Consider the following 22,311-nt stretch of genomic DNA (forward strand, 5'->3'; position numbering starts at 1 on the left):
GCCTCCCACATTTAACACACACCTGCCACAACCACTTGCGGTGACCCCTGTTTCAGTGCCATCACCTGCACGAACTTGCGGTGGAGTAAGTGGCTCGGCAATTATGCTGCCGGAATGGATTCCTGGCATCAAAACCGGCTAAGCCTGAAACAGGTTGAACGCGTTGAGGCCTGGCTTCCTGGTGTCCGTTTGGTGAACGATTGTTCCTGGAAGCTCACAGATACCGTGGTACTAGAGGTTGAGCATAAAAAGCACAGGTACATCGTCAAAGCGGGCGGGATGTCCAACCATTTCATAAAGCGTGAGATTGCAGCCCACGCATCCGCTACGGCTGTCCTGGTCCGCCGAAGCCGTGCCCCGAAGCTCATCCATTCTGATGCCACGGCAAACGTCTTGCTGGCCGAGTGTCTTGAGGGGTGCCTTGTGGAAGGTCGTGAGTCCGAATACGCGATTGGCACCTATGTTCAGGCCGGGGCTCTCCTTCGTGCATTCCACGAACAGGCGGGTACCTGCGACGTCGAGTACGAGTCAGCGGCTACTGCTAAAGCACTGGCCTGGCTGGACGGACCCCACCGGATCGAAGATTCTGCAGCAAGACGCGCCAAAGCCCTACTTGGCGACTACAAGCCGGAGCCTGCAATTGTCGTTCCCACCCATGGTGACTGGCAGCCCCGCAATTGGCTTGTGGACGGGGCGGAATTGAAGATCATCGATTTTGGCAGGTACGCGTTGAGGCCGGCCGCCAGTGACTTCTGTCGGCTTGCCGTACAGCAGTGGCGTGCAGCCCCTCAGTTGGAGCGGGCCTTTCTTGCCGGATACGGTTCAGATCCAAGGCGCGGTGGGAACTGGAACATGATGCTCTTGCGCGAAGCCGTTTCCACCGCTGTTTGGGTATATCAGGTTGGCGACCATACCTTCGAAGAACAAGGCCATCGGATGCTCGCTGAGTCGCTGGAGAACTTCTAACGGGAGTCCCCGTGGCGCTCGCGCGACAAGAATCAAACAGCCCATGCGGGAAATCTGGCAGGAGGTGATGGCGCGTCGCGGGAAATCCGGCAGGAGGTGATGGCGCGTCGCGGGGAAACCGGCAGGAGGTGGTGGCGCGTCGCGGGGAAGCCGGCAGGAGGTGATGGCGCGTCGCGGGGAAACCGGCAGGAGGTGATGGCGCGTCGCGGGGAAACCGGCAGGAGGTGGTGGCGCGTCGCGTGGAAGCCGGCAGGAGGTGGTGGCGCGTCGCGGGGAAACCGGCAGGAGGTGATGGCGCGTCCCAGGGGGTTGGTGAAACAGGGGAGGGCAGATTGTTGAACAATCCGAGTTTTTAGGGCATTCTTGGATGAACAGCAATCCGAGACGGAGATCACAATGCCCAGCATCGACCTGAACAGCGACGTCGGCGAGTCCTTTGGGAACTGGTCCTTCGGCGACGACGCCGCCATTTTCGAGAGTGTTTCCAGCGCCAACGTAGCCTGCGGCTTCCACGCGGGCGACCCCGTGGGCATCATGGCCACGTGCCAGGCCGCCGTGAAGGCCGGCGTCACCGTGGGCGCCCACCCCGGCTACCGCGACCTCGCCGGCTTTGGCCGCCGCTTCGTGGACATGACTCCGGCGGAACTCACCGCAGACGTCGTCTACCAAATCGGCGCGGTCCAGGCCGTTGCCCTCGCCGCAGGGACCGCCGTGCGCTACGTCAAGCCCCACGGCGCCCTGTACAACACCATCGTCAACCACCCCCAGCAGGCCGGCGCCGTCGTTGCCGCCATCCTGGCCGTGGACCCCACCCTTCCCCTCATGGTCCTCCCCAACTCCGAGATCCAGCGCCAGGCCGACGCCGCCGGGCTGCGGACCGTGGCCGAAGCCTTCGCCGACCGCGCCTACAACCCGGACGGCACCCTGGTGTCCCGCCGCGAGCCCGGCGCCGTGCTGCACAAGGTGGAGGACGTCGTCGAACATGTCCTGCGCCTGGCCGGGGACGGCGTGGTCCGGGCCATCGACGGCTCGCTGGTACAGGTCAAGGCCGAAAGCATCTGCCTGCACGGTGACACGCCGGGTGCCGTTGCCATGGCCGCCGCCGTCCGCGCCGCGCTGCTGGACGCCGGCATCCAGATCCAAAGTTTCGCCTAGCCATGCCCACCACACAGCAGCAGGCACAGAAGCCGCCACACGCCGCACTGACCGGTATCCGGGCCGCCGGAGACTGCGCCATCCTGGTGGAGCTCCCCACCCTGGACTCCGTCCTCAGCCTCCAGGCGCAACTCACCGCACACCCCCAGCCGGGGCAGGTTGACGTCATTGCCGCGGCCCGGACCGTCCTCATCACCACGGACTCGCCCCACGCGGCACGGGCCCTGGCCACTCACGTGCGCAGCATCGACCTGGAAGCCCCGGCCGGCACCGAGAGCACGCTGGTCACCATCGACGTGGTGTACGACGGCGAGGACCTGGACGAGGTCGCGAAGCTCACCGGGCTGGACCGCCAGGGAGTCGTTGCCGCCCACAAAGGCCAGCTCTGGACCGCCGCCTTTGCCGGCTTCGCCCCCGGCTTCGCCTACCTCACGGGCGAAGATTCCCGCCTGGAAGTGCCGCGGCGCCACTCACCGAGGACGGCTGTGCCCGCCGGTGCCGTGGCACTGGGCGGCGCGTACTCGGCGGTCTACCCCCGGCAGTCGCCCGGCGGCTGGCAGCTGATCGGCCGGACCGAAGCAGTCATGTGGGACCTGGACCGCGAAAACCCGGCCCTGATCCGGCCCGGCGACACGGTCCGCTTCAACGCGGTGCGGGCGCAGGCCACCGTGACCGACCACGCTGTGACCGAACAGCGCGGGCCGGGCGCGGCCAGCACCGCGGCAACAGACCCCGCCACCGCAGGGCTTGCCGTCCGGAAGCCGGGACTCCAGGCCACCATCCAGGACCTGGGCCGCCCGGGCTACGCCTCCCTCGGCGTCAGCAGCGCCGGCGCCATGGACCGGGCGGCCCTCCGCCGCGCCAACCGCCTGGTGGGCAACGCCGAGGACGCGGCCGGCATCGAACTCCTCTTCGGCGGCCTGGAACTCGAGGCCCTCTCGGACCAGGTCCTGGCCGTCACCGGCGCAGAGGTTCCACTTGGGATCACGCCGCCGGAAGACGCGGCAGCAGGTACAACGGCGGCCCGGCACCCCGGGTGCGGCGCCCCCTTCGCGCTGCTGGCAGGGGAGAGGCTGACGGTGGGAAACCCCACGGCAGGGCTCCGCTCCTACCTCGGCGTCCGCGGCGGGATCGGCGGCCCCGACGCGCTGGGGAGCCGGTCCACGGACACCATGTCCGGGATCGGGCCCGAACCGCTCCAGGCTGGAACCATCCTTCCCGTGCTCGCACCGAAGCCGGGCAGCATCGTGGGCCACCCCGAGTCGTCACCCCTTCCGGACCAGTCCGCGGCAACCGTGCTCCGCGTGGTGCCCGGACCCCGGCAGGACTGGTTCAGTGCCCAAACCCTGCAGGACTTCCTGGAACAGGACTGGACCGTCACGCCGCAGTCCAACCGGATCGGACTGCGCCTCAACGGCCACGCCCTCACCCGGAGCCGCGACGGTGAACTGGCCAGCGAAGGAACGGTCCGGGGCGCCATCCAGGTGCCGCCGGAAGGCCAGCCTGTCCTCTTCCTCTCCGACAACCCGGTGACGGGCGGATACCCGGTGATCGCCGTCGTCGTCCACGCGGACCTGGACAAAGCGGCCCAACTTCCCCCGGGCGCCGCCGTGCGGTTCACCGCTGCAGCACCCCCGGCAGAACTGCCCGAAACAGCTAAGGAAAGCCCCCATGCGTAAAGTCCTCATAGCCAACCGCGGCGAGATCGCCGTCCGGATCGCCCGTGCCTGCGACGACGCAGGCCTGGAAAGCGTGGCAGTCTACGCCGACCCCGACGCCGATGCGCTGCACGTCTCAGCAGCCACGGAGGCGTACTCGCTGGCCGGATCCAGGCCCCAGGAAACCTACCTGGACATCGACAAGATCCTGGCCATTGCGGCCAAGAGCGGCGCCGACGCCGTCCACCCCGGCTACGGCTTCCTGTCCGAGAACGCAGGCTTTGCCCAGGCCGTGCTGGACGCCGGCCTGACCTGGATCGGCCCCTCCCCGGACACCATCCGCCTGCTGGGCGACAAGGTCAGCGCCCGCGAGGTGGCCGTCCGGGCCGGCGCCCCGCTGGCACCCGGCAGTGACGGGCCCGTGGACAGCGCCGCCGAGGTCCGTGCCTTCGCCGAGCAGGTGGGCCTCCCCGTGGCCATCAAGGCTGCCTTCGGCGGCGGCGGACGCGGCCTCAAAGTGGTCCGGAACCTGGCCGATATCGAGGAAAGCTTCGACTCGGCGGTCCGCGAGTCCCTTGCAGCCTTTGGCCGCAGCGAGTGCTACGTGGAGAAATTCCTGGACCGCCCCCGCCACGTGGAAGCACAGGTCATTGCGGACACGCACGGCAATGTGGTGGTGGTGGGCACGCGCGACTGCTCGCTGCAGCGCCGCCACCAGAAACTCGTGGAGGAAGCCCCCGCGCCATTCCTCACGCCGGACCAGCGGGCCGCCATCCATGCCTCTGCCAAGGCCATCTGCCGGGAGGCCGGATATGTCGGCGCCGGCACCGTGGAGTACCTGCTGGACGGCTCCGGTTTCCTCAGCTTCCTGGAGGTCAACACGCGGCTGCAGGTGGAGCACCCGATCACCGAGGAGACCTCCGGCGTGGACCTGGTGGCTGCCCAGCTGGCCATCGCGGCGGGGGAGCAGCTCCCCGTCCTGGAGGACCCGGAGCCGCGCGGCCACGCCTTCGAATTCCGCATCAACGCCGAGGATCCGGGCCGCGGATTCCTGCCCTCGCCCGGGACCGTGGAATCCTTCGAGGTGCCCACCGGGCCCGGGATCCGGCTGGATACGGGCGTCCGTGCCGGCTCTACGGTGCCCGGGCAGTTCGACTCGCTGCTGGCCAAGCTGGTGGTCACCGGTGCAGACCGCCAGCAGGCCCTCCGGCGTGCCCGCCGCGCCCTGCAGGACTTCCGGATCGGCGGACTGGCCACCGTGCTGCCCTTCCACCGGGCAGTGGTCGGGGCGCCGGACTTCACCCGCGAGGACCGGCTGGACACCTACACCACCTGGATTGAGAACGAATTCGCCACCGCCCTGGACGCGGACCCGGCCTTCAGCCCGGCCGCGCCGGATGAAGCCCGCCGGACCATCGGCATCGAGGTGGACGGCAAGCGGATGGAGTTGGGACTGCCCAAAGCGCTGCTGGATTCCCTGCTCGACGGCGGTGGCCGGCGGCATGCCGAAAGCCCGGACGCCAGCGGGGAGACGCTGCAGGAGACGAACGACGGCGACCTGCTGGCCACCATGGCCGGCACCGTGGTCAAGTGGCTGGCTGAGCCCGGGGCCAGCGTCGAGGAAGGCGAAGCGGTGCTGGTGCTCGAAGCCATGAAGATGGAGACGGCCGTGGCCGCACACCGCGCCGGGACAGTCGGTGAGCTGTACGCCGCGGCCGGAGACGCCGTCGGGCCCGGGCAGGTGCTCACCACCATTTCCTGAGCGCACGTCACGAGGGCATCCGCGCGAACACGCGGCAGACCGCAAGGCTGAACCAGAGCTGGAGGTCGTGGAACCTGTCCCGGAGCAGGTGGCCGGTGAAGAGCCCTGACGGTTCCTGGTGCGCGGAGAGCCAGTCACGCGCCTGATTGGTTTTTTCCGTTCGCAGGCCGGGGCGGATGATGCTGATGGCGTCGAGGGCGGAAACGAGGTCCGTCATCCAGAAGGGAAAGCAGAACTCGGTCCAGTCGGAGACGCGGCCCTTGTCAGGATAGGCGTCCGGCTCGAAGAAGCGGGCCGCCAGCATTTCCGCGGCCCTCTGTGCGGAGGTGCTTGCGCCGGGCGCGGGATGGGCACTGTAGGCCCTGAGCACCACCCCGGTGATCAGGTGCGAGAACGGCTGCGCCGGATCGCCGGGAATGGTCTGCGGCTCGTCCAGCGCGTCCAGATTCCTCCCACGGGTGCGGATGGGAAGGGCCCAGCCGCCGTCGTCCTGCCGCGACGCCTCAAGCCAGCTGAACGCGCGTTCTACGCGCGGGTCGTCGCCGTACCCCGCTTTGCACAGGAGTCCGATGAGGGCCGCCGTGTAGTTGGGAGACACCTGGTTGCCGTAAATCCCCCGAAGGTCACCCAGCCCGGACTGGTGTGAAAGCACATAACCGGCGGCCGCGGCGATGGCCCGATGCCGGCGGGTGAGCCCGAACATCTCGACGAGGAACCCGAGTTGCCGGTAGGTCTCCAGCAGGTCGTAGTCCATGCGGTCCCGGGGCCGTTTTCCCGGATAGGCCCACGACCCATCCGCCGCTTGGTGCCGCAGGATCCGGCGGGGGACCGGAAGGTCCCAGAGTGCCTCGTCCGGCGCACCCGCGGGAGCGGCTGGCAGCCCTCCCGGCCCGGCGACCAGCTCGCGGACGGCCCAGGAGCGCACGGCAGGGTGGCCACTGGACAGCAGCGGGGCGATCGGGTCGAACCGGAGGCCGTCAAGCCACGTCATGGTCACCATGATGGCGGAATACGTCCCGTGCGGACAGGGTACCGGTGTCCTGCCGGATATCGTGGTGCCATGACGTTTGACGAGGTACTGGCCGATCTCCAAGCCCAGGCCAGAACCACCAAGCACGCCGAAACCGGCTTGTGGGTGGCCGCCCAGCTCCGCAGCAGGATCGCGGCCGGCCAGCTCAAGCCCGGTTCGAAGCTCGCGGAGGAAGCCCTCCGGGAGGCACTTGGCGTGTCCCGGAACACGCTCCGGGAAGCCTTCACGGCGCTCCATGCCGAGCACATCGTCACCCGGATCCCCAACCGCGGCGTGTTCGTGGCGCACCCCACCGCTGACGATATCCGCGAAATCTACCGTGTCCGGCGGTTCCTGGAGCCCGCCGCGGTGCTCTGGTCCCGCGACGCCCCGACGGAGGTCCTGGCGGGCATCATCAAGGCCGCCAGGGCCGCCGCCGCGGAGGGGGACATCCCCGGCATGGCCGGAGCCAACCAGGACTTCCACCGAGCCATCGTTGACCGCGCCGGAAGCGAGCGGCTCAACAGCCTGATGGACCAGGTGCTGGCCGAGATGCGGCTGGTGTTCCACTCCATGGCCGCCAACCCCGCCTTCCACGAACCGTACGTGGAGGACAACGCGAAGATCGTGGAACTCCTGGAGACCGGGGAACTCGCCGCGGCAGCGGACTTCCTGGCCGCCTACCTGGACCGCGCCGAGGCCCAGCTGCTCGACGCCGTCGGCCGCTAGCCAACCCTTCCCCAAAAAGGGGGGTTGCAGGATTGTTGAACAAAAAGCTATGCTTTAGATCACACCGTTGTTCTGCAGCTCACTTAACCCTGCAGCCCCAACGTGACAGGGGCTCCCGCCCCTCGGCGCCGTCACCCCCACTTGACCAACCCACGGACGCGCCGGCCCCCACTTTCGCAGACCCGTCACGGGTCCCCTGGGAAGGGATAATCATGCTTGTACTCATCGGGGTGCTGCTGGTGATCGTTGGCTTCGCCATCCGCCTGAACCCCCTGATTGTCGTCACCGTCGCCGGCATCGTCACCGCACTGCTGGGCGGGATGAACCCCGCGCAGATCCTTGACTCGTTCGGCACCGGCTTCGCCAGCAGCCGCTCCGTCACCATCTTCGTGGCGGTGCTGCCGGTGGTGGGCATCATCGAGTTCTTCGGGCTGCAGGAGCAGGCCAAGGTCCTCATCGGCCGGCTCGCCAAGCTCACGGCAGGCCGCGTCCTGATCGGCTACCTGGCCGTCCGCCAGATCACCGCCGCGGTGGGCCTGAACAGCATCGGCGGCCACGCCCAGACCGTCCGCCCGCTGGTGTTCCCCATGGCCGAGGGCGCCGCGCTGCGCCGCTACGGCCATGTGCCGGAGAAGATCAGCGAGAAGATCAAGGGCCACTCCGCCGGCGCGGACAACGTGGGCGTGTTCTTCGGCGAAGACGTGTTCGTGGCCGTCGGCTCCATCCTGCTGATCACAACGTTCGTGGACACCACCTACCACCTGCACCTGGAACCGCTTCAGCTGGCCCTCTGGGCCATCCCCACCGCCATCGCGGCCTTCCTCATCCACGGCTTCCGGCTGCTGCGCCTGGACAAGCAGCTGGACAAGGAATACCGCGACTACGAGCTCACCGCCCAGAAGGAAACCGCAGGAGAAGCCAAATGATCAACGTTGAAGCCGTCTACTGGCTGATCGGCATTCTGTTCGTCGCCTGGGCATCATTGATTGCCGCCGACACCAAACACCCCCGCCGCTGGGGCAGCTCGGCCTTCTGGGGGCTGCTGGGCCTGTGCTTCTTCTACAGCACCTGGGTCCAGGCAGGCACCGCACCCGGCTGGATCCTGGGCATCGCCGTCCTGATCCTGGTGGTGCTGGCCTCCACCGGCCTGCTGGGCCACGGCAAGCACCGCACCTCCACCGTCCACGAGCGGGAGGCCTTCGCCAAGCGCTTCGGCAACAAGCTCTTCATTCCGGCCCTGACGCTGCCCCTGGTCACCGTCATCCTCGTGCTCGCCGCCCCCGTGCTGTCCATCGGCGGCACCCCGCTGCTCGACCCCAAGAACACCACGCTGGTAGCCCTGGCCATCGGCGCCGTGGCCGCCGTCGTCGTCGCCCTCGTGATCCTCAAGCCCAAGAACCCGGCGACGCCCATCTTCGAAAGCCGCCGGATCCTCGAATCCATCGGCTGGGCTGCGCTGCTGCCGCAGATGCTCACCACGCTGGGCATCCTGTTCACCAAGGCGGGAGTGGGCACCGCCGTGGGCACCCTGGCCTCCGGCCTGCTGCCCAAAGGCTCGCTGATCGCCGGCGTGATCGTGTACTGCGTGGGCATGTTCCTGTTCACCGTGCTGATGGGCAACGGCTTCGCGGCCTTCCCCATCATGACCGCGGCCATCGGCTGGCCCGTGCTGGTGGAGACCTTCCACGGCGACCCGGCGATCGTCTTCGCCATCGGCATGCTGGCCGGTTTCTGCGGCACGCTCTGCACGCCCATGGCCGCCAACTTCAACCTGGTGCCGTCCGCGCTGCTGGAGATGAAGAACAAGTACGGCGTCATCACGGCGCAGGTGGGCACGGCCATTCCGCTGCTGGCGGTCAACATCGCACTGATGTACTTCCTGGCCTTCCACTAACCCTTTCCACCCACCCTGGCCTTCAAAGGAGCATGATGGACAACGACCTTCGCGCGCAGGCGGCACCGGAGTACGCAGCCGTGGTGTTGGGCAACCTCTCCGAGCCCTTCCCGCACTCGGCCCACCACACCCAGGTGTCCGCCCAGGACCGGCCCATCCCGGAGGAAATCCACCCCGCCTTCTACACCTCCTTCGACTGGCACTCCTGCGTCCACATGCACTGGCTGGGTGCCAGCCTGCTGGGTGCCGCGCAGGAAGGGACCGGAAAGGCGTCCGACGGCGGCGCGGCGGCCTGGGTGGACAGCTCCACCGCTGCGTCACTGCGCCAGGCGCTGGGTGCCAACCTGACGCCCGCCAAGCTGGCGGTGGAACGGGACTACCTGCTGGCCAACCCGTCCTGGGAGCGGCCGTACGGCTGGGCGTGGCTGATGCGGCTGGCCGCCACCTGCTCCGCGTCCCCGGATGCGGAGATCCGCGAATGGGGCGCCGCCCTGGATCCCCTGGTGGATGCCGTGGCGGACCTCAGTGCGGCCTGGATGGCCAAGGCGCAGTATCCCGTGCGGCACGGGCTGCACACCAACGCCGCCTTCGGCGTGGGCTACATGCTGGATGCGTTCCGGTCGCTGGGCCGGGCTGATGCCGCCGCGGCCTGCGAGGAAGCGGCCCGGTCGTGGTTTGGAAACGACCGCGGCTGGCCGGGCGACTGGGAGCTCAGCGGGCAGGACTTCCTCTCCGCCGGCCTGAGCGAGGCGGACCTGATGCGCCGTGTCCTGACGGCTGACGGGTTCGCCGACTGGTTCGCCGGGTTCCTGCCTGACCTCATCGCCGAGTCGCGGATCCTGCAGCCGGTGGGCGTGACGGATGAGACGGACGGCTACCTGGTGCACCTGCATGGCCTGAACCTGACCCGCGCCGGGCAGGTGGCCCGGATCATCGCCACGCTCCGCGAATCCTCCATATCGGAGGCCTCCGCCTCGGCGGCCGTGCTCAACGAGGCCCTGGACCCGCTGCTCAAAGCCGGGCTCCGCGGGCTGGAGAGCGGCGACTTCATGTCCACGCACTGGCTGGCCAGCTTCGCCTGGGATGCGCTGGGCTCCGTGGCGGCGCTGGACTGAGTCTTCCCGGACTGACCATCCAGCAGGTGACGGGATGAACCAGTCACACTCGGTGTGAAAGGACGCGGCGGTGCCCAAACGGGCGCCGCCGCGTTAGTCTTTTTCCACCACGCCCAGCGCGTGACCTGGGAGCAGCGGGCAGGGTCGTAATGAGCTGACTGTCCGCCCGCGAGCCCAGAGGAAGATCATGCGCCAGCACGTCAGTACCTGCCCGTCAGACCCTGCAACGGCAGGGCAAACCGCCCTCAAGCCCAGGAGGAAGCGGACCAGGCATCCCCGGTTGGCCGTCGGCGACCGGGTCCGGTTTGCCGAAGGAACCGTGGCAGGCACTGGCGTTGTGGACGCCGTTACATCGGATTACTCCGTCATCTGGATCTGGACGGACGAAGGCCAGGGGCGCCGGATGTTCCTGCAGGGCTACGGAAGCATCGTTACTGCCATTTAGGGTGGGTGCCGGCCGGGTCCAGGCCGCCGCAGGCTAGGTTCGACGACGGACATCGGGCCGGCGGGGGCGGCCCGCCACGAGCCACGCAACTCCGCCCACCACGCTGCCGAAGACGAGGAGCACCAGCCAGACGTCCCGGTCGAAGGTCCGCATGTCCCGTTCGTCCGTCTGGCTGAAGTCCACCAGGCTGTAGCCCCAAACGGCCAGGCAGGGGATGAGGACCAGCCAGGGGAGCCACTGCGCGGCACCGGTCGCGTTCATAGGACCAGTATGCTCCGGTTCCCTGAAGTCGGCGGGCCTACTGCCCGTGCTGGGTGTACTCCCCGGAGCGGCGGGCACGCCGCTCGTCGGCCTGGCGGATCCCGTCGCGGACGCCGGCACGGATGACGCCGTACAGGATGTAGAAGAAGACCGCGCCGACGAGGACAAACAGGACAAGCCCGGTAAGGTCACCCATTGCTGCGCTCCTCCTCTGGCCAGTACGGCTGAACGGACGCCGCTGCCTGACGCAAGGCCCCGCCGTCGAGCATCAATGAGGTTTCCTCCAGGCCGAAATCCGTCCACTGGCAAACCAGCCGAAGGTCGCCGGCAGGCGGAAGCGGCCACAGCCAGAGGGTGCCGCTGCCGGAGAACTCTTCATCGCCCCCGCCGCCCCCGCCGCCGTTCAGGGCGAGGACCGGAGGCTCCGGGTTGGTGCCCGGCTCCACCAGCCCGTAGGGAATTTGGCTGCCGGTGCTCGCTTTTGAACCGTCAGGAAATTCGACGCCGAACATCAACCCGGTATGTCGTTCGCTGCGCCCGCGAAAGCCCCTGCCGGGCTGGAAGAACAGCGGCTGCAAATCGTCCCAGTCCCTATCGGATTGATCGGTCCGGCGGAACAGCCAGGACAGGTTGAACACGCATCCGGTGGAGAACACGTCCGCGCTCTTGACCGCCACCACCATTCCCGGCGTCCGGCTCACGAACAGGCCGAGATGGACAACGGCAGGCAGTTCATACGCGGGTGCAGCCACCCAAGGGGGCGGGACGTGCCTGGTAGACCGCGGCCGCGGCGGCAGGGGAGGGACGGGGAAGTCCTGGAAGAAGGTCATGGTGGTCCTTGGATCCGCTGGCTGCGACCGACCAGCGGAACGGCGGCAGCGCCGCCATGGATCCCCCAATCCGTCCTTACCCAGCCAGTCTAGCCCCGGGTCGGTCGCTTTCCCGCGGGCCCAAGGGCCCAGGGCATTCGCCGCCTTTTGGTGGGACAATGGAGGCAGGGCACCTGTCACGGCGCCGGCCCGGCGACGGCACGTCCCGCCACCCACAGGAGGGGATCCTGATGGACCCCACCACCATCCTTGTTATTGTCCTTGTGGTCCTGCTGCTGGTCGTTGCCAGGATGTCCATCCGGATCGTGCGCCAGTACGAGAAGGGCGTGCTGTTCCGGCTTGGCAGGGTTGTTGGCGTCAGGGATCCAGGGCTGCGGCTGATCATCCCGGTCATCGACCGGCTGCCGCTGGTCAGCCTGCGCATCGTCACCATGCCCATCCAGTCCCAAGGCATCATCACGCAGGACAATGTCAGCGTCGATGTCTCTGCGGTGGCCTACTACCGTGTGGTGGACGCCGTGAAGTCAGTCATCGCGATCGAAAACGTGGCCGCAGCCATCGACCAGATCGCCCAGACCACCCTGCGCAAAGTCGTGGGCCGCCACACGCTGGACCAGACGCTGTCCGAGACCGAACGGATCAACGGCGACATCCGCGAAATCCTCGACGTACTCACCGTCGAATGGGGTGTGGAGGTCACCCTGGTGGAGCTGAAGGACATCCAACTGCCTGACAGCATGAAACGCGCCATGGCCCGCCAGGCCGAAGCCGAACGTGAAAAGAGGGCGAAGATCATCGCCGCCGAAGGCGAAGCCATCGCGGCAGCTGCCCTCGGTGACGCCTCCGACACCATGATGGCCCACCCGCTGGCGCTGCAGCTCCGGAACCTGCAGTCCCTGGTGGAAATCGGCGTCGACAAGAACACCACCGTCGTCTTCCCGGCCCCGCTCATGAGCACCATCGGCGAACTCTCCGCGTTCCTGGCCCGCGAAAACCAAGCCGCGTCCTCCGGCGGAAAGTCGCCGGTCAAAGCGGCCTGACGCCAAGGCACCGGCGGGCAGGTGGAGCATCCCCGGCTGCCCGCCGCGGTCCCGGCCGTTTGGGTGCCTGACTCCGGCGGGCACTAAAGTCGATGCCATGACCACTGCTGCTCTACGGCCTGTCTACTTTCTTTCGGACAGTACCGGCATCACCGCGGAAACGCTGGGCAACACGTTGCTGACCCAGTTCCCGGTGGCCGACTTTGACCGCGTCACCATCCCGTTCATCACCACTGCCGAACAGGCGCGGTCCGTGGTGCGCACCATCGACGGCCTGGCCGCCACCGGGCCCCGGCCGCTGGTCTTCTCCACCGCCGTCAGCAGCGAGATCCGGCAGATCCTGGCCGGTTGCAAGGGCGTCATCGTTGACCTGATCGGCACCCACGTGGGTGTCCTGGAAGAGGCGCTGGGCACGCCCGCCAGCGGCGAACCGGGCAGGGCGCACGGGCTGGGAAACGCCGCCCGGTACCAGTCCAGGATGGCGGCGGTGGAGTACGCGATGGAGCACGACGACGGGCAGAGCCTGCGTGCGCTGGAAAAGGCCCAGGTGATCCTGGTGGCCCCGTCCCGGTGCGGCAAGACGCCCACCACCATGTACCTGGCGCTGCAGCACGGGATCTTCGCGGCGAACTTCCCGCTGGTGGATGAGGACTTCCAGCGGGACGGGCTGCCCAAACCGCTGCGGCCGTTCGTGTCGAAGTGTTTCGGCCTGTCCTCCAACCCGCTGCGTCTGAGCCAGATCCGTACCGAACGGCGCCCCAGCTCGCCCTACGCGTCACTGCGGCAGTGCGGTTTTGAGCTGCGCAGCGCCGAGCAGCTGTATGTCTCGCACCGGATCCCGTACCTGAACTCGGCCACCGTCTCCGTGGAGGAAATGGCGGCCACCATCCTGCAGCGGATGAACCTCAAGCACTGACAAAACTTTTAACAGATGTGGTGTGGGGCACATCATGTGGAAAGTGTGCCGGGAACCTGCCACTGTTGACAGGAATTTTCATCCGGCCGCCCACTACCGTGGGCGGCCGGTCCACGCCTACGCCACCCCACTGCAAAGGAGCAGCAATTATGACGACGGACGTTCTGTGGTTCTCTGAACTTGGACTCAAGGACCTGGACAAGGTGGGCGGCAAGAATGCCTCCCTGGGCGAGATGGTGCAGAACCTCACCTCCGCCGGCGTGCAGGTCCCGGACGGCTTCGCCACCACCGCGGACGCCTACCGCCGGTTCCTGGCCGACTCGGGCCTGGACCAGAAAATCGCCGACCGGCTGGTCGGGCTGGACACCGACGACGTGACCGCCCTGGCCTCCGCCGGCCAGGAAATCCGGGCCCTGGTCCGCGACACCCCCTTCCTGCCGGACTTCGAGGCACAGGTGCGCGAGGCGTACCAGCAGCTGGTCGACAAGCACACCGGCTCCGCCGACCTGTCCTGGGCCGTCCGCTCCAGCGCCACCGCCGAGGACCTTCCGGATGCCTCCTTCGCCGGGCAGCAGGAAACCTTCCTGAACGTCCGCGGGATCGAGAACATCCTCCAGGCGATCAAGGACGTCTTCGCCTCGCTCTACAACGACCGCGCCATCGCCTACCGCGTGCACCACAAGTTCGAGCACGCCGAGGTGGCACTCTCGGCGGGCATCCAGCGGATGGTGCGCTCCGACGTCGGCGCGTCCGGCGTCATGTTCACCATGGACACCGAGTCGGGGTTCCAGGACGCCGTCTTCGTCACCTCCTCCTACGGGCTCGGCGAAGCCGTGGTGCAGGGCGCCGTGAACCCGGACGAGTTCTACGTGTACAAGCCCGCCCTGGCCGCCGGCCGTCCCGCGATCCTCAAGCGCGGCCTCGGCGAGAAGGCGCTGCAGATGACCTACACCACCAACAGCGAGATCGGCCGCACCATCGACTTCGTGCCGGTGGAGGACTCCCTGCGCGCCCGCTTCAGCCTGACGGACGACGACGTGGAGCAGCTCGCCCGCCACGCTGTCGCCATTGAGAAGCATTACGGCCGCCCGATGGACATTGAGTGGGGCAAGGACGGCATCGACGGCGGCTTGTACATCCTGCAGGCCCGGCCGGAAACCGTGCAGTCGCGCCGGGCGCCGGGCAGCATGAGCCGGTTCCGCCTCAACGGCACCGGCCCGGTGCTGGTGGAAGGCCGCGCCATCGGCCAGCGGATCGGGGCCGGGAAGGTCCGGATCCTGACCGCCATTGACCAGATGGCCTCCTTCCAGACCGGCGACGTCCTGGTGGCGGACATGACCGACCCCGACTGGGAACCGATCATGAAGCGTGCCTCGGCCATCGTCACCAACCGCGGCGGACGCACCTGCCACGCCGCCATCATCGCCCGTGAACTGGGGATTCCCGCCGTCGTGGGCACCGGCAACGCCACCGACGCCCTCTCTGACGGCCAGGAAGTCACCGTGTCCTGCGCCGACGGTGAGACCGGGGCCATCTACCAGGGGCTGCTGGACTTCAGCGTGGAGGAAACCGGCATCACCAATCTGCCGGAGGCGCCGGTGAAGGTGATGATGAACGTGGGCACCCCGGAGCAGGCCTTCACGTTCGCGCAGCTGCCCAACCACGGCGTGGGCCTGGCCCGGCTGGAATTCATCATCAACCGGCAGATCGGTATCCACCCCAAGGCCCTGTTGAACCTGGACAGCCAGCCGGCAGACGTGGCAGCGGAGATCCGGGACCGCATCAGCGCCTACGACAGCCCGCGCGACTACTACATCAAGCGCCTGGCCGAAGGCGTGGCCACCATCGCCGCCGCCTTCGCCCCGGAGCCCGTGATCGTCCGGATGTCCGACTTCAAGTCCAACGAATACGCCAACCTGATCGGCGGCCCGGCCTACGAGCCGCACGAAGAGAACCCCATGATCGGCTTCCGCGGTGCCTCCCGCTACCTGGAGCCGTCCTTCCGGGACTGCTTCGACCTTGAGTGCGAGGCGTTGTCCTTCGTCCGCAACGAGATGGGCCTGACCAACGTCAAGCTGATGATCCCGTTCGTGCGGACCCTGGATGAGGCGCAGGGCGTCATCGAACTGCTCGCCGAGAACGGCCTGCGCCGCGGCGAGAACGGGCTCGAGGTGATCATGATGTGCGAACTGCCGTCCAACGCGCTGCTCGCCGATGAGTTCCTGGAGTACTTCGATGGGTTCTCCATCGGCTCCAACGACATGACGCAGCTGACGCTGGGCCTGGACCGCGACTCGGCGATCGTGGCCAACAGCTTCGACGAGCGGGACGCCGCCGTGAAGAAGCTGCTCAGCATGGCCATCAAAGCGTGCCGCGCCCGGGAAAAGTACGTGGGCATCTGCGGCCAGGGTCCCAGTGACCACCCGGACTTTGCCGAATGGCTGGTGAAGGAGGGCGTCAATTCGGTCTCCCTGAACCCGGATACCGTGGTGGACACCTGGATCCGTCTCGCCGGGGCATCGGAGGAAACGCCGAACGTCGCCGCGGCTGCCGGCGTATAGCGGGTAGGCCCTTACCCCTGGGCCGGCTCGGGCAGCAGCCCGAGCTGGCCCAGGAGTTCCAGCTGGTCGAAGTAGGCGCGATGCGAGGTGATGAGCCCGTCCTCCACCGTCGCGACGTCGCAGCTGCGCACCCGGACCTGCCTCCCGGTGGACGGCAGGGTCCCGCCCGTGGGCAGGGCCAGCGGCCCGGTGTTCGTCCCCACCACGAAGCCTTCATCAATAGCCACATTCCCGGCCTCGTGCCGGTCCGCGTGCTCGTACCGGACGTCGGGCATGGCCTCCCAGAAACCGGCGAAGTAGCGTGCGATTGCCTCACGCCCGGTGATTCCGTCCCGGTCCGGGGTCCGGAGCGCAGCGTCTGCGGCGTAACACCCTGCGAGCGCCTCCTTGTCCTTCGCGGCCATGGCCGCCATCAGCCGGTCCATGACCCCGCGTGCCTGTCCCATTGCAGCCTCCCTTGCTCCCGTCCTGTCCATCCGGACGCCCAGGTAAGGGCGCCGTAAGGGGAAAATACGACGGCGGCATGGGCGGCCGCGATCCCCTCGCCGGGGGTTTCGGCGGACGGGAAAACCCCCGGTTTGGGGGATTGCCGCGCTGCCCGGCGGGCGGATACTTGAGGTATGTGGGAGGAGCGCGCGGAGCGTGCCCGGCGTGACATCGCCGCCCTGGCCGCCGGCGGCATGGACCTGCCTGACCTCTACACCTCGGCGCTCGCCGTGGTGCAGCGGGAGGTGCCGTTCGAGCAGGGGTGCTGGGCCGGCGTCGACCCCGCCTCCATGGTGATGACCTCCGTCACCAACTGGAAGCCGTGGCCGGTGGCGGAGCACCAGTTCGAAGAGTACTTCCTCCGCTTTGCCCAGTCCGAATACACGGGCCAGGAACCCAACACGTTCGCCGAGCTGCTGCGCCGCCCCCACCCCGTCGCCAGGATCTCGGACGCACCGTACCGGGAGGTGGCCCGCAGCGTCCGGATCAACGAGCTGATCAAGCCGCTGGGCTTTGACCATGAGCTGCGCGCAGCCTTCCGGGTGGACGAGCTGTGCTGGGGAGTGGGCAGCATCTTCCGGCAGGGCGGCCCCGACTTTTCCGACCGGGAAGTGGAATTCCTGGGCGCGGTGACGGCCACCCTTGCGGCCGCCACCAGGGCAGCGGTCCGGGTGGCGCACCCCGCCGGGCCGGCCGCCGTCGGGCCCGTGATCGTCCTGGCCGGGCTGCACGGCGACCTGCGCGCAGCCACGCCTGCCGCCGCCTCCTGGCTTGCCGACGTGGAGGAGGCCGCCCCCGGCCGCTTCAGCCAGACGCTGTTTTCGGTGGTGGCGCAGGCCTCTGCCGCGGCATCGGGAACCGCGCGGGCCAGGATGCGCGACGCCGGGAACAGCTGGGTGGTGCTGCAGGCCAGCCGCCTGATCACCGGCGACGACCCCGAACAGATGGTGGTCACCGTGGAACCGGCCACCACCCACGACCTCGCCGGCCTGCTGTTGATGGCATACGGGGTCACCGCCCGGGAACGGGACGTGTGCCTGGAGGTGCTGGCGGGAAGCTCGACGGCGGAGATCGCCCGGCACCTGTTCATTTCCCCGCACACGGTGCACGACCACCTGAAGTCGCTGTTTGAAAAGATCGGCGTCGGCAGCCGCGGGGAGCTGGTGGCCCGGCTCGTGGCCTGAAGGGCGGAGGAATTCCATGCAACCACTGGCGGGCTCCGTACGTCAGCACCCGCTGCCGTGGTACTTCGCCGTGACCTTCCTCCTGTCCTGGGGCGCCATCGTGACGGCCGTGTGGGCAGTCACTGGCGGCCTCTCGCCCACACCGGAACAATTCCAGCGCACCCTCCCCGCCACCGTGCCGGCCATGCTGCTGGGGCCCGCGGTGGCCGGCCTGGTCCTGACGGGGATCCTGTCGGGGCGGGACGGCTACCGGGACCTTTGGGCCCGGCTGCTCACCTGGCGCGTCGACGGGCGCTGGTACCTCTTCGCCCTGCTGGTCGCTCCCGTGACGCTGGCCGTCCCCGTTCTGGTGCTCTGGATTTCTTCCCTGGACTATGCGCCGCGGATTGCCACCGAGCCGGACCGGGCGGGGACACTTGTCTCGGCCGCCGTCCTGGGGCTGGTGGTCGGGCTGCTCGAGGAGATCGGCTGGACCGGCTTCGCCATTCCCAGGGCCAGGGAGCACTACAGCATTCTTTGGACAGGGGTTTTGGTGGGGGTGCTGTGGGGAGCCTGGCACTTCTTCGTGAACTTCTGGGGCGGCGGCGGGACGAACGGGGGCGTGCCCCTGACGGTCTTCATGCCGCTGTGGGTCGCCGCGGTGCTGGCCGGCCAGCTGACGGCCTACCGGGTGCTCATGGTCTGGGTGTATGAGCACACGGGGAGCGTCTCCGTGGCGGCGTTGATGCACGCCAGCCTGGCGGCGTTCCAGTTCATCCTCAACCCGCTGACCCCAGGAGTTCCCCAGCAGGTCTACCCCTGGGGGCAGGCGGCTGCGATGTGGCTGGTGGTAGCCGCCGTGGCTCTGACTCACCGGGGCGAGATGACGGGCCCGCGGCGTTTCCTGCCCATCCACATCAAGTCAGGGCACCGGCGGAGGTAGCCGCCCGCTTTCACGCCGGGGCGGGGTCACTCTGGATTTTCGGCTGCCAGGATCTGTTCGCGCAGGATGTCCGCGTGCCCGCAGTGCTGCGCCAGCTCCCGCAGCATGTGGAGGTAGACCCAGCGCAGCGGGAGCGGCCCCCGCCGGTTGCCGGTCACTACGTCGTCGAGGCCAAGAGGGGCGGCCGCTGCCCGGGATGCGGCGCAGGCCTCCCGGTGGGCCGCCCGTACGGAGGCGATGGTGTCGCCGTCAGCCAGGATGAACGATTCGTCAGGGGTGGCGGGAATGCCTATCCCGCTGCGGGGACGGCCGGTGAAGGCTTCGTCGAACCAGACCTTCTCCACGAAGGTGGCATGCTTCACCAGCCCCAGCAGGGTGGTGCGGGAGGGAACCATCCGGCGCCGGGCCTGCTCCTCGGTGAGCCCGGCCAGGCACTCGTTGAGCATCTCCCGGTGCTCGTCAATAAAGAACTCGAACTGGATGCGCCAGGGCTCGTTGATGACGTCGTCCATGGAGTGGAAGTGGGAAGCCATACGCAGACCCTAGCAAGCCGGGCCGCAGGCACCGCGGCTACTGCCGTGGCCCGGGAGGGCGCCGGTGGCGGTGGTGCAGCTCGTAGTGGTCGAACACATCGGAGGATGTGTCTCCCACGTGGCCGAACTTTCCCCGCAGCACCCCGGCCAGGTCCTCCAGTGCCGCGTAGAGCATCCGCCCGGCGAACCGAAGCTCGGGGTTGTCGCTGTCCTGGGCATCTGAGGCCAGGCGGTGGGCATAGGCGATGGTGGCCGGAAGGGACCCGCGCTGCTCCACCTCGTGGAAATAGTAGGTCTCGTGGAAGGACAGCAGGTCGATGCTGACGGAGGCCACGTTTCCGGCCATCGATTCCAGCAGGGCAGCAGCGTGCCGGGCCTCAAGGGAAGCGATGCCGGACGGGCCGGCCGCCTCCCGGAAGAGGTTCAGTTGATGGGCCAGCGCGCGCCGCCGGCTCAGGGCGGGGTAGGTCTGCAGGATCCACGAGACGGTGGCGGTGAGCAGGCCGAAACCGGCCACGGCCTGGAACGCCATCACCAGCCGCAGCAGCGGATGCGTCGCCACGATCTCGCCGAATCCCGCGGTGGAGAGGGCCACCAGAGAGATATACAGGGCCTCGGCGAAGTCGGCCTGCCGGGGCACGTCGGCCGAGTAGGAGAACCCGTCCGGAAGGTGCGGGAGGTACAGCAGCGCCCAGCCCACCGCAGCCAGGGCGGCCCACGCCGCGATGACGGCGGCCATGGCCAGCGGTGCAGCGACGGTGGAGGCTCCGCCCCTGAGCTTCCTGGATGCCAGCCAGAACCCGCGCATGATGGTCCGGCCCACCGGACCCGAGCCGTGCGGGTACAGGAGCGTGTGGAAGACGTCGGCCACCATCAGCAGAATCAGTGCCGCGCCGGCCACGGTCAGGAGTACGTCCTCGAAGTCCATGCCTCATCTTAAGTTGCGCAGGATCGCCGGCGCCCCGGCGGAGATTGCAGGGGTACGACGGCGGCGGCCGGCCCGGGTGCCGGTCCGACTGGCTAGGCTGGCGCCATGGACTTTCGACTTCGCCAGGCCACCCCGGAGGACGCCGGGGCAGTGGTGCTGATGCAGACGCTGGCGCACGAGGAGTGCTACCGGCACCTGCTGTCACCGGAGTTCTTCCAGCGGCGCCGGGCAGCCATCCCGGAACGGGTGGAGCGCCGGCGTGCGTTCCTGGCCACCGGAGATCCGCGGATCCTTGCCTTCGACGCCACCGGCGAACTGGTGGGCTATGCCGACGCAGGCCCGGGCCGGGAGGACGACGCCCCCGAACCCGTGGAGCTGTACTCGCTCTATACCCTCCGGCGCACCTATGGGACCGGCCTGGGGGCAGCCCTGGTGCGTGCCGCCGTCGGCCCCGGTCCGTCCTACCTCTGGGTGCTGGAGAACAATCCGCGGGCGCTCGCCTTCTACCTGAAGCAGGGGTTCCGGCCCGACGGCAAGCGCAACACCCTGCCCGTGGAGTGGGAGGAACTGCCCGAGCTCCGGCTGGTCCGCCGGGACGCGGCGGGAATCCAAGGGTGAGCAGGACCTACACGTACTTTGCGGCCCTGGTCGGCACGGTCTGCGTGGCGTTCATCCTCGCCATGCTCTTCCTGCCGTTGACGCGGACGGTCCGCAGCGATGTGCTGCAGGGTTTCCTGATCGGCTTCGGCCTGGCCTTTGTGACAGCCCAGGCCTACGCGAGGATCAAAGCGGTGAGGACCAACGGGTGGACCACCATGCCCCGGCTGGGCAATCCGGGCAACGGCATGCTGATGCGGGCGGCCTGCGCGCAACTGTTCCCCGGCCCCGTCAACACGGCAGAGGAAGCGGTGTACTGGTGGACCAACTCGGATGGGAATGGTGCGGCGCTGGACGGCCGGCACCGCTACCTCCTCCGGTTCCCTGCCGGCGGCCTGCCGCCGAACGACGCCTTCTGGTCGCTCACCATGGGCGATGCGCGGAACCGTTTCGTCCCCAATCCCCTCCGGAGGTACAGCGTGGGCGACCGGTCCGGGCTCATCCCCAACCCTGACGGGTCCGTCGACATCCACATCCAGGCCGCGGCTCCGCCTGGACGGGACGCAAACTGGCTTCCCGCGCCGTCCGGAAAGTTCATTTTGTGGCTCCGCGTCTACCAGCCGGGCCCGGCGATCCTGGCGGGAAGCTACGTGGTGCCGGCCGTGGCCAGGGTGGAAGGCGCGACGCCGTGAGACTGGAGCACCTCCTGATCTTCGGCGCGGTCATGGCCGCCACCTGGTTCGCCGCGACCTATTTTTGGCCCCGCATGCTCCTGTCGGTGTTCAAGCGCGCCATCCTGGCCAAGGGGTTCGGTGAGGGGCCCATCCCCGTCAACACGCTCTACACGCAGTCGCAGGCCCTCTTCGCCGACCCCCTGCAGGTGCCCGCGGGCGGCTCGAAACTTGCCTCGGCCGGCGTCAACCGGGACACCCTCCTGACGCTCGCCTGGCTGGACCTCTCGAAGGGCCCGCTGGTCCTCCACGTCCCGGATATGGCAGGGCGCTACTACAGCGTCCAGTTCACCAACCCGGCGACCAACACCAATTTCGCCTATGTGGGGAAGCGCACCACCGGTACCGGGGCCGGCGATTTCCTCATCACCGGGCCCGGGTGGTCCGGCATCGTCCCCGACGGGATGGGGCATATTGCGTCGCCACGGCGTTCGGTGCTCCTGGTCGGCAGGGTGCTGGTCCTGGACGGGGCTGACCTGGCAACCGCGCATCGGCTGTCCACACGGATGGGCCTGGCGCCCGGCTGGCAGCGCCCGGCGGGGGTGTAAGGCACGACGGCGGCGCGCAGCGCGGGTGCGCCGCCGCTGTA

24 protein-coding genes are annotated in these 22,311 nt (G+C 68.3%); 17 read left to right on the plus strand and 7 right to left on the minus strand.

Annotated elements, in window-relative coordinates; genetic code table 11:
- Positions 1 to 114: 114 nt before the first annotated feature.
- The 4 genes from RM50_RS00515 to RM50_RS00530 all read left to right on the plus strand — a co-directional run bounded on the left by RM50_RS00515 (position 115) and on the right by RM50_RS00530 (position 5,541).
- The gene (locus RM50_RS00515) at positions 115 to 966 is read left to right on the plus strand and encodes a phosphotransferase (protein ID WP_043448723.1); all 852 of its coding nucleotides are present in this window, start codon (positions 115 to 117) and stop codon (positions 964 to 966) included.
- 396 nt (positions 967 to 1,362) lie between these two features.
- Positions 1,363 to 2,121, plus strand: a complete 759-nt coding sequence (locus RM50_RS00520) for a LamB/YcsF family protein (RefSeq protein ID WP_043448727.1) — start codon at positions 1,363 to 1,365, stop codon at positions 2,119 to 2,121.
- Between the two features lie 2 nt (positions 2,122 to 2,123).
- A complete protein-coding gene (locus RM50_RS00525) occupies positions 2,124 to 3,800 on the plus strand; it encodes a 5-oxoprolinase/urea amidolyase family protein (RefSeq protein WP_043448730.1) in 1,677 nt (558 codons plus the stop codon).
- On the plus strand, positions 3,793 to 5,541 hold the full coding sequence (locus tag RM50_RS00530) for an acetyl/propionyl/methylcrotonyl-CoA carboxylase subunit alpha (protein ID WP_043448733.1): 1,749 nt from the start codon (positions 3,793 to 3,795) through the stop codon (positions 5,539 to 5,541). The genes RM50_RS00525 and RM50_RS00530 overlap by 8 nt, the downstream gene beginning before the upstream one ends.
- Positions 5,542 to 5,548: 7 nt before the next feature.
- Here the strand turns inward: RM50_RS00530 and RM50_RS00535 are convergent, their stop codons facing one another.
- Positions 5,549 to 6,532, minus strand: a complete 984-nt coding sequence (locus tag RM50_RS00535; RefSeq protein ID WP_240471775.1) for an adenosine deaminase — start codon at positions 6,530 to 6,532, stop codon at positions 5,549 to 5,551.
- Positions 6,533 to 6,601: 69 nt separating this feature from the next.
- Here RM50_RS00535 and RM50_RS00540 point away from each other — a divergent pair, with 69 nt between their 5' ends.
- The 5 genes from RM50_RS00540 (at position 6,602) to RM50_RS00560 (ending at position 10,733) form a co-directional block, all read left to right on the plus strand.
- A complete protein-coding gene (locus RM50_RS00540) occupies positions 6,602 to 7,279 on the plus strand; it encodes a GntR family transcriptional regulator (RefSeq protein WP_043448737.1) in 678 nt (225 codons plus the stop codon).
- 212 nt (positions 7,280 to 7,491) lie between these two features.
- Positions 7,492 to 8,205 carry a DUF969 domain-containing protein gene (locus RM50_RS00545; RefSeq protein ID WP_043448742.1) on the plus strand — a complete coding sequence of 238 codons (714 nt, stop codon included), beginning with the start codon at positions 7,492 to 7,494 and terminating at the stop codon, positions 8,203 to 8,205.
- A complete protein-coding gene (locus RM50_RS00550; RefSeq protein ID WP_043448744.1) occupies positions 8,202 to 9,173 on the plus strand; it encodes a DUF979 domain-containing protein in 972 nt (323 codons plus the stop codon). Before RM50_RS00545 ends, RM50_RS00550 begins: the two co-directional genes overlap by 4 nt.
- 35 nt (positions 9,174 to 9,208) lie before the next feature.
- The gene (locus RM50_RS00555) at positions 9,209 to 10,288 is read left to right on the plus strand and encodes a DUF2891 family protein (RefSeq protein WP_043448859.1); all 1,080 of its coding nucleotides are present in this window, start codon (positions 9,209 to 9,211) and stop codon (positions 10,286 to 10,288) included.
- A gap of 187 nt (positions 10,289 to 10,475) precedes the next feature.
- Positions 10,476 to 10,733: a hypothetical protein gene (locus RM50_RS00560; protein WP_043448747.1), complete on the plus strand. Its 258-nt coding sequence runs from the start codon at positions 10,476 to 10,478 to the stop codon at positions 10,731 to 10,733.
- Between the two features lie 33 nt (positions 10,734 to 10,766).
- Here the strand turns inward: RM50_RS00560 and RM50_RS00565 are convergent, their stop codons facing one another.
- The 3 genes from RM50_RS00565 to RM50_RS00570 are packed head-to-tail and all read right to left on the minus strand — an operon-like array spanning position 10,767 to position 11,824.
- The gene (locus tag RM50_RS00565) at positions 10,767 to 10,994 is read right to left on the minus strand and encodes a PLDc N-terminal domain-containing protein (RefSeq protein WP_052259865.1); all 228 of its coding nucleotides are present in this window, start codon (positions 10,992 to 10,994) and stop codon (positions 10,767 to 10,769) included.
- Positions 10,995 to 11,031: 37 nt separating this feature from the next.
- The gene (locus RM50_RS20800; RefSeq protein WP_167562143.1) at positions 11,032 to 11,190 is read right to left on the minus strand and encodes a hypothetical protein; all 159 of its coding nucleotides are present in this window, start codon (positions 11,188 to 11,190) and stop codon (positions 11,032 to 11,034) included.
- Positions 11,183 to 11,824, minus strand: a complete 642-nt coding sequence (locus RM50_RS00570) for a hypothetical protein (protein WP_043448750.1) — start codon at positions 11,822 to 11,824, stop codon at positions 11,183 to 11,185. The genes RM50_RS20800 and RM50_RS00570 overlap by 8 nt, the downstream gene beginning before the upstream one ends.
- A 230-nt stretch (positions 11,825 to 12,054) precedes the next feature.
- Between RM50_RS00570 and RM50_RS00575 the strand changes: the two genes are divergently transcribed.
- The 3 genes from RM50_RS00575 (at position 12,055) to ppsA (ending at position 16,341) form a co-directional block, all read left to right on the plus strand.
- On the plus strand, positions 12,055 to 12,864 hold the full coding sequence (locus RM50_RS00575) for a slipin family protein (RefSeq protein WP_043448751.1): 810 nt from the start codon (positions 12,055 to 12,057) through the stop codon (positions 12,862 to 12,864).
- A 97-nt stretch (positions 12,865 to 12,961) separates the two neighbouring features.
- Positions 12,962 to 13,780: a pyruvate, water dikinase regulatory protein gene (locus RM50_RS00580; protein WP_043448754.1), complete on the plus strand. Its 819-nt coding sequence runs from the start codon at positions 12,962 to 12,964 to the stop codon at positions 13,778 to 13,780.
- A 149-nt stretch (positions 13,781 to 13,929) separates the two neighbouring features.
- On the plus strand, positions 13,930 to 16,341 hold the full coding sequence (ppsA, locus tag RM50_RS00585) for a phosphoenolpyruvate synthase (RefSeq protein WP_043448757.1): 2,412 nt from the start codon (positions 13,930 to 13,932) through the stop codon (positions 16,339 to 16,341).
- Positions 16,342 to 16,352: 11 nt separating this feature from the next.
- On the opposite strand, the gene RM50_RS00590 is transcribed toward ppsA, so the two are convergent.
- A complete protein-coding gene (locus tag RM50_RS00590) occupies positions 16,353 to 16,787 on the minus strand; it encodes a nuclear transport factor 2 family protein (RefSeq protein WP_043448761.1) in 435 nt (144 codons plus the stop codon).
- 174 nt (positions 16,788 to 16,961) lie between these two features.
- Here RM50_RS00590 and RM50_RS00595 point away from each other — a divergent pair, with 174 nt between their 5' ends.
- Together RM50_RS00595 and RM50_RS00600 are read left to right on the plus strand one after the other, a co-directional pair.
- On the plus strand, positions 16,962 to 18,011 hold the full coding sequence (locus tag RM50_RS00595) for a helix-turn-helix transcriptional regulator (RefSeq protein ID WP_043448762.1): 1,050 nt from the start codon (positions 16,962 to 16,964) through the stop codon (positions 18,009 to 18,011).
- Positions 18,012 to 18,027: 16 nt separating this feature from the next.
- Positions 18,028 to 18,933 carry a CPBP family intramembrane glutamic endopeptidase gene (locus tag RM50_RS00600; protein WP_043448765.1) on the plus strand — a complete coding sequence of 302 codons (906 nt, stop codon included), beginning with the start codon at positions 18,028 to 18,030 and terminating at the stop codon, positions 18,931 to 18,933.
- A gap of 26 nt (positions 18,934 to 18,959) precedes the next feature.
- Here the strand turns inward: RM50_RS00600 and RM50_RS00605 are convergent, their stop codons facing one another.
- Both RM50_RS00605 and RM50_RS00610 read right to left on the minus strand, forming a co-directional pair.
- Positions 18,960 to 19,466: a DinB family protein gene (locus tag RM50_RS00605; RefSeq protein ID WP_043448768.1), complete on the minus strand. Its 507-nt coding sequence runs from the start codon at positions 19,464 to 19,466 to the stop codon at positions 18,960 to 18,962.
- 37 nt (positions 19,467 to 19,503) lie between these two features.
- Positions 19,504 to 20,394: a potassium channel family protein gene (locus tag RM50_RS00610; protein WP_043448770.1), complete on the minus strand. Its 891-nt coding sequence runs from the start codon at positions 20,392 to 20,394 to the stop codon at positions 19,504 to 19,506.
- A 105-nt stretch (positions 20,395 to 20,499) separates the two neighbouring features.
- On the opposite strand from RM50_RS00610, the gene RM50_RS00615 reads away from it, so the two are divergent.
- The 3 genes from RM50_RS00615 to RM50_RS00625 are packed head-to-tail and all read left to right on the plus strand — an operon-like array spanning position 20,500 to position 22,270.
- The gene (locus tag RM50_RS00615) at positions 20,500 to 21,012 is read left to right on the plus strand and encodes a GNAT family N-acetyltransferase (protein ID WP_043448773.1); all 513 of its coding nucleotides are present in this window, start codon (positions 20,500 to 20,502) and stop codon (positions 21,010 to 21,012) included.
- On the plus strand, positions 21,009 to 21,683 hold the full coding sequence (locus RM50_RS00620; protein ID WP_043448776.1) for a DUF1214 domain-containing protein: 675 nt from the start codon (positions 21,009 to 21,011) through the stop codon (positions 21,681 to 21,683). The genes RM50_RS00615 and RM50_RS00620 overlap by 4 nt, the downstream gene beginning before the upstream one ends.
- On the plus strand, positions 21,680 to 22,270 hold the full coding sequence (locus tag RM50_RS00625) for a DUF1254 domain-containing protein (protein ID WP_240471776.1): 591 nt from the start codon (positions 21,680 to 21,682) through the stop codon (positions 22,268 to 22,270). The genes RM50_RS00620 and RM50_RS00625 overlap by 4 nt, the downstream gene beginning before the upstream one ends.
- Positions 22,271 to 22,311 lie beyond the last annotated feature (41 nt).

This window comes from Pseudarthrobacter phenanthrenivorans (assembly GCF_000813845.1).
Taxonomy (GTDB): domain Bacteria; phylum Actinomycetota; class Actinomycetes; order Actinomycetales; family Micrococcaceae; genus Arthrobacter; species Arthrobacter phenanthrenivorans_B.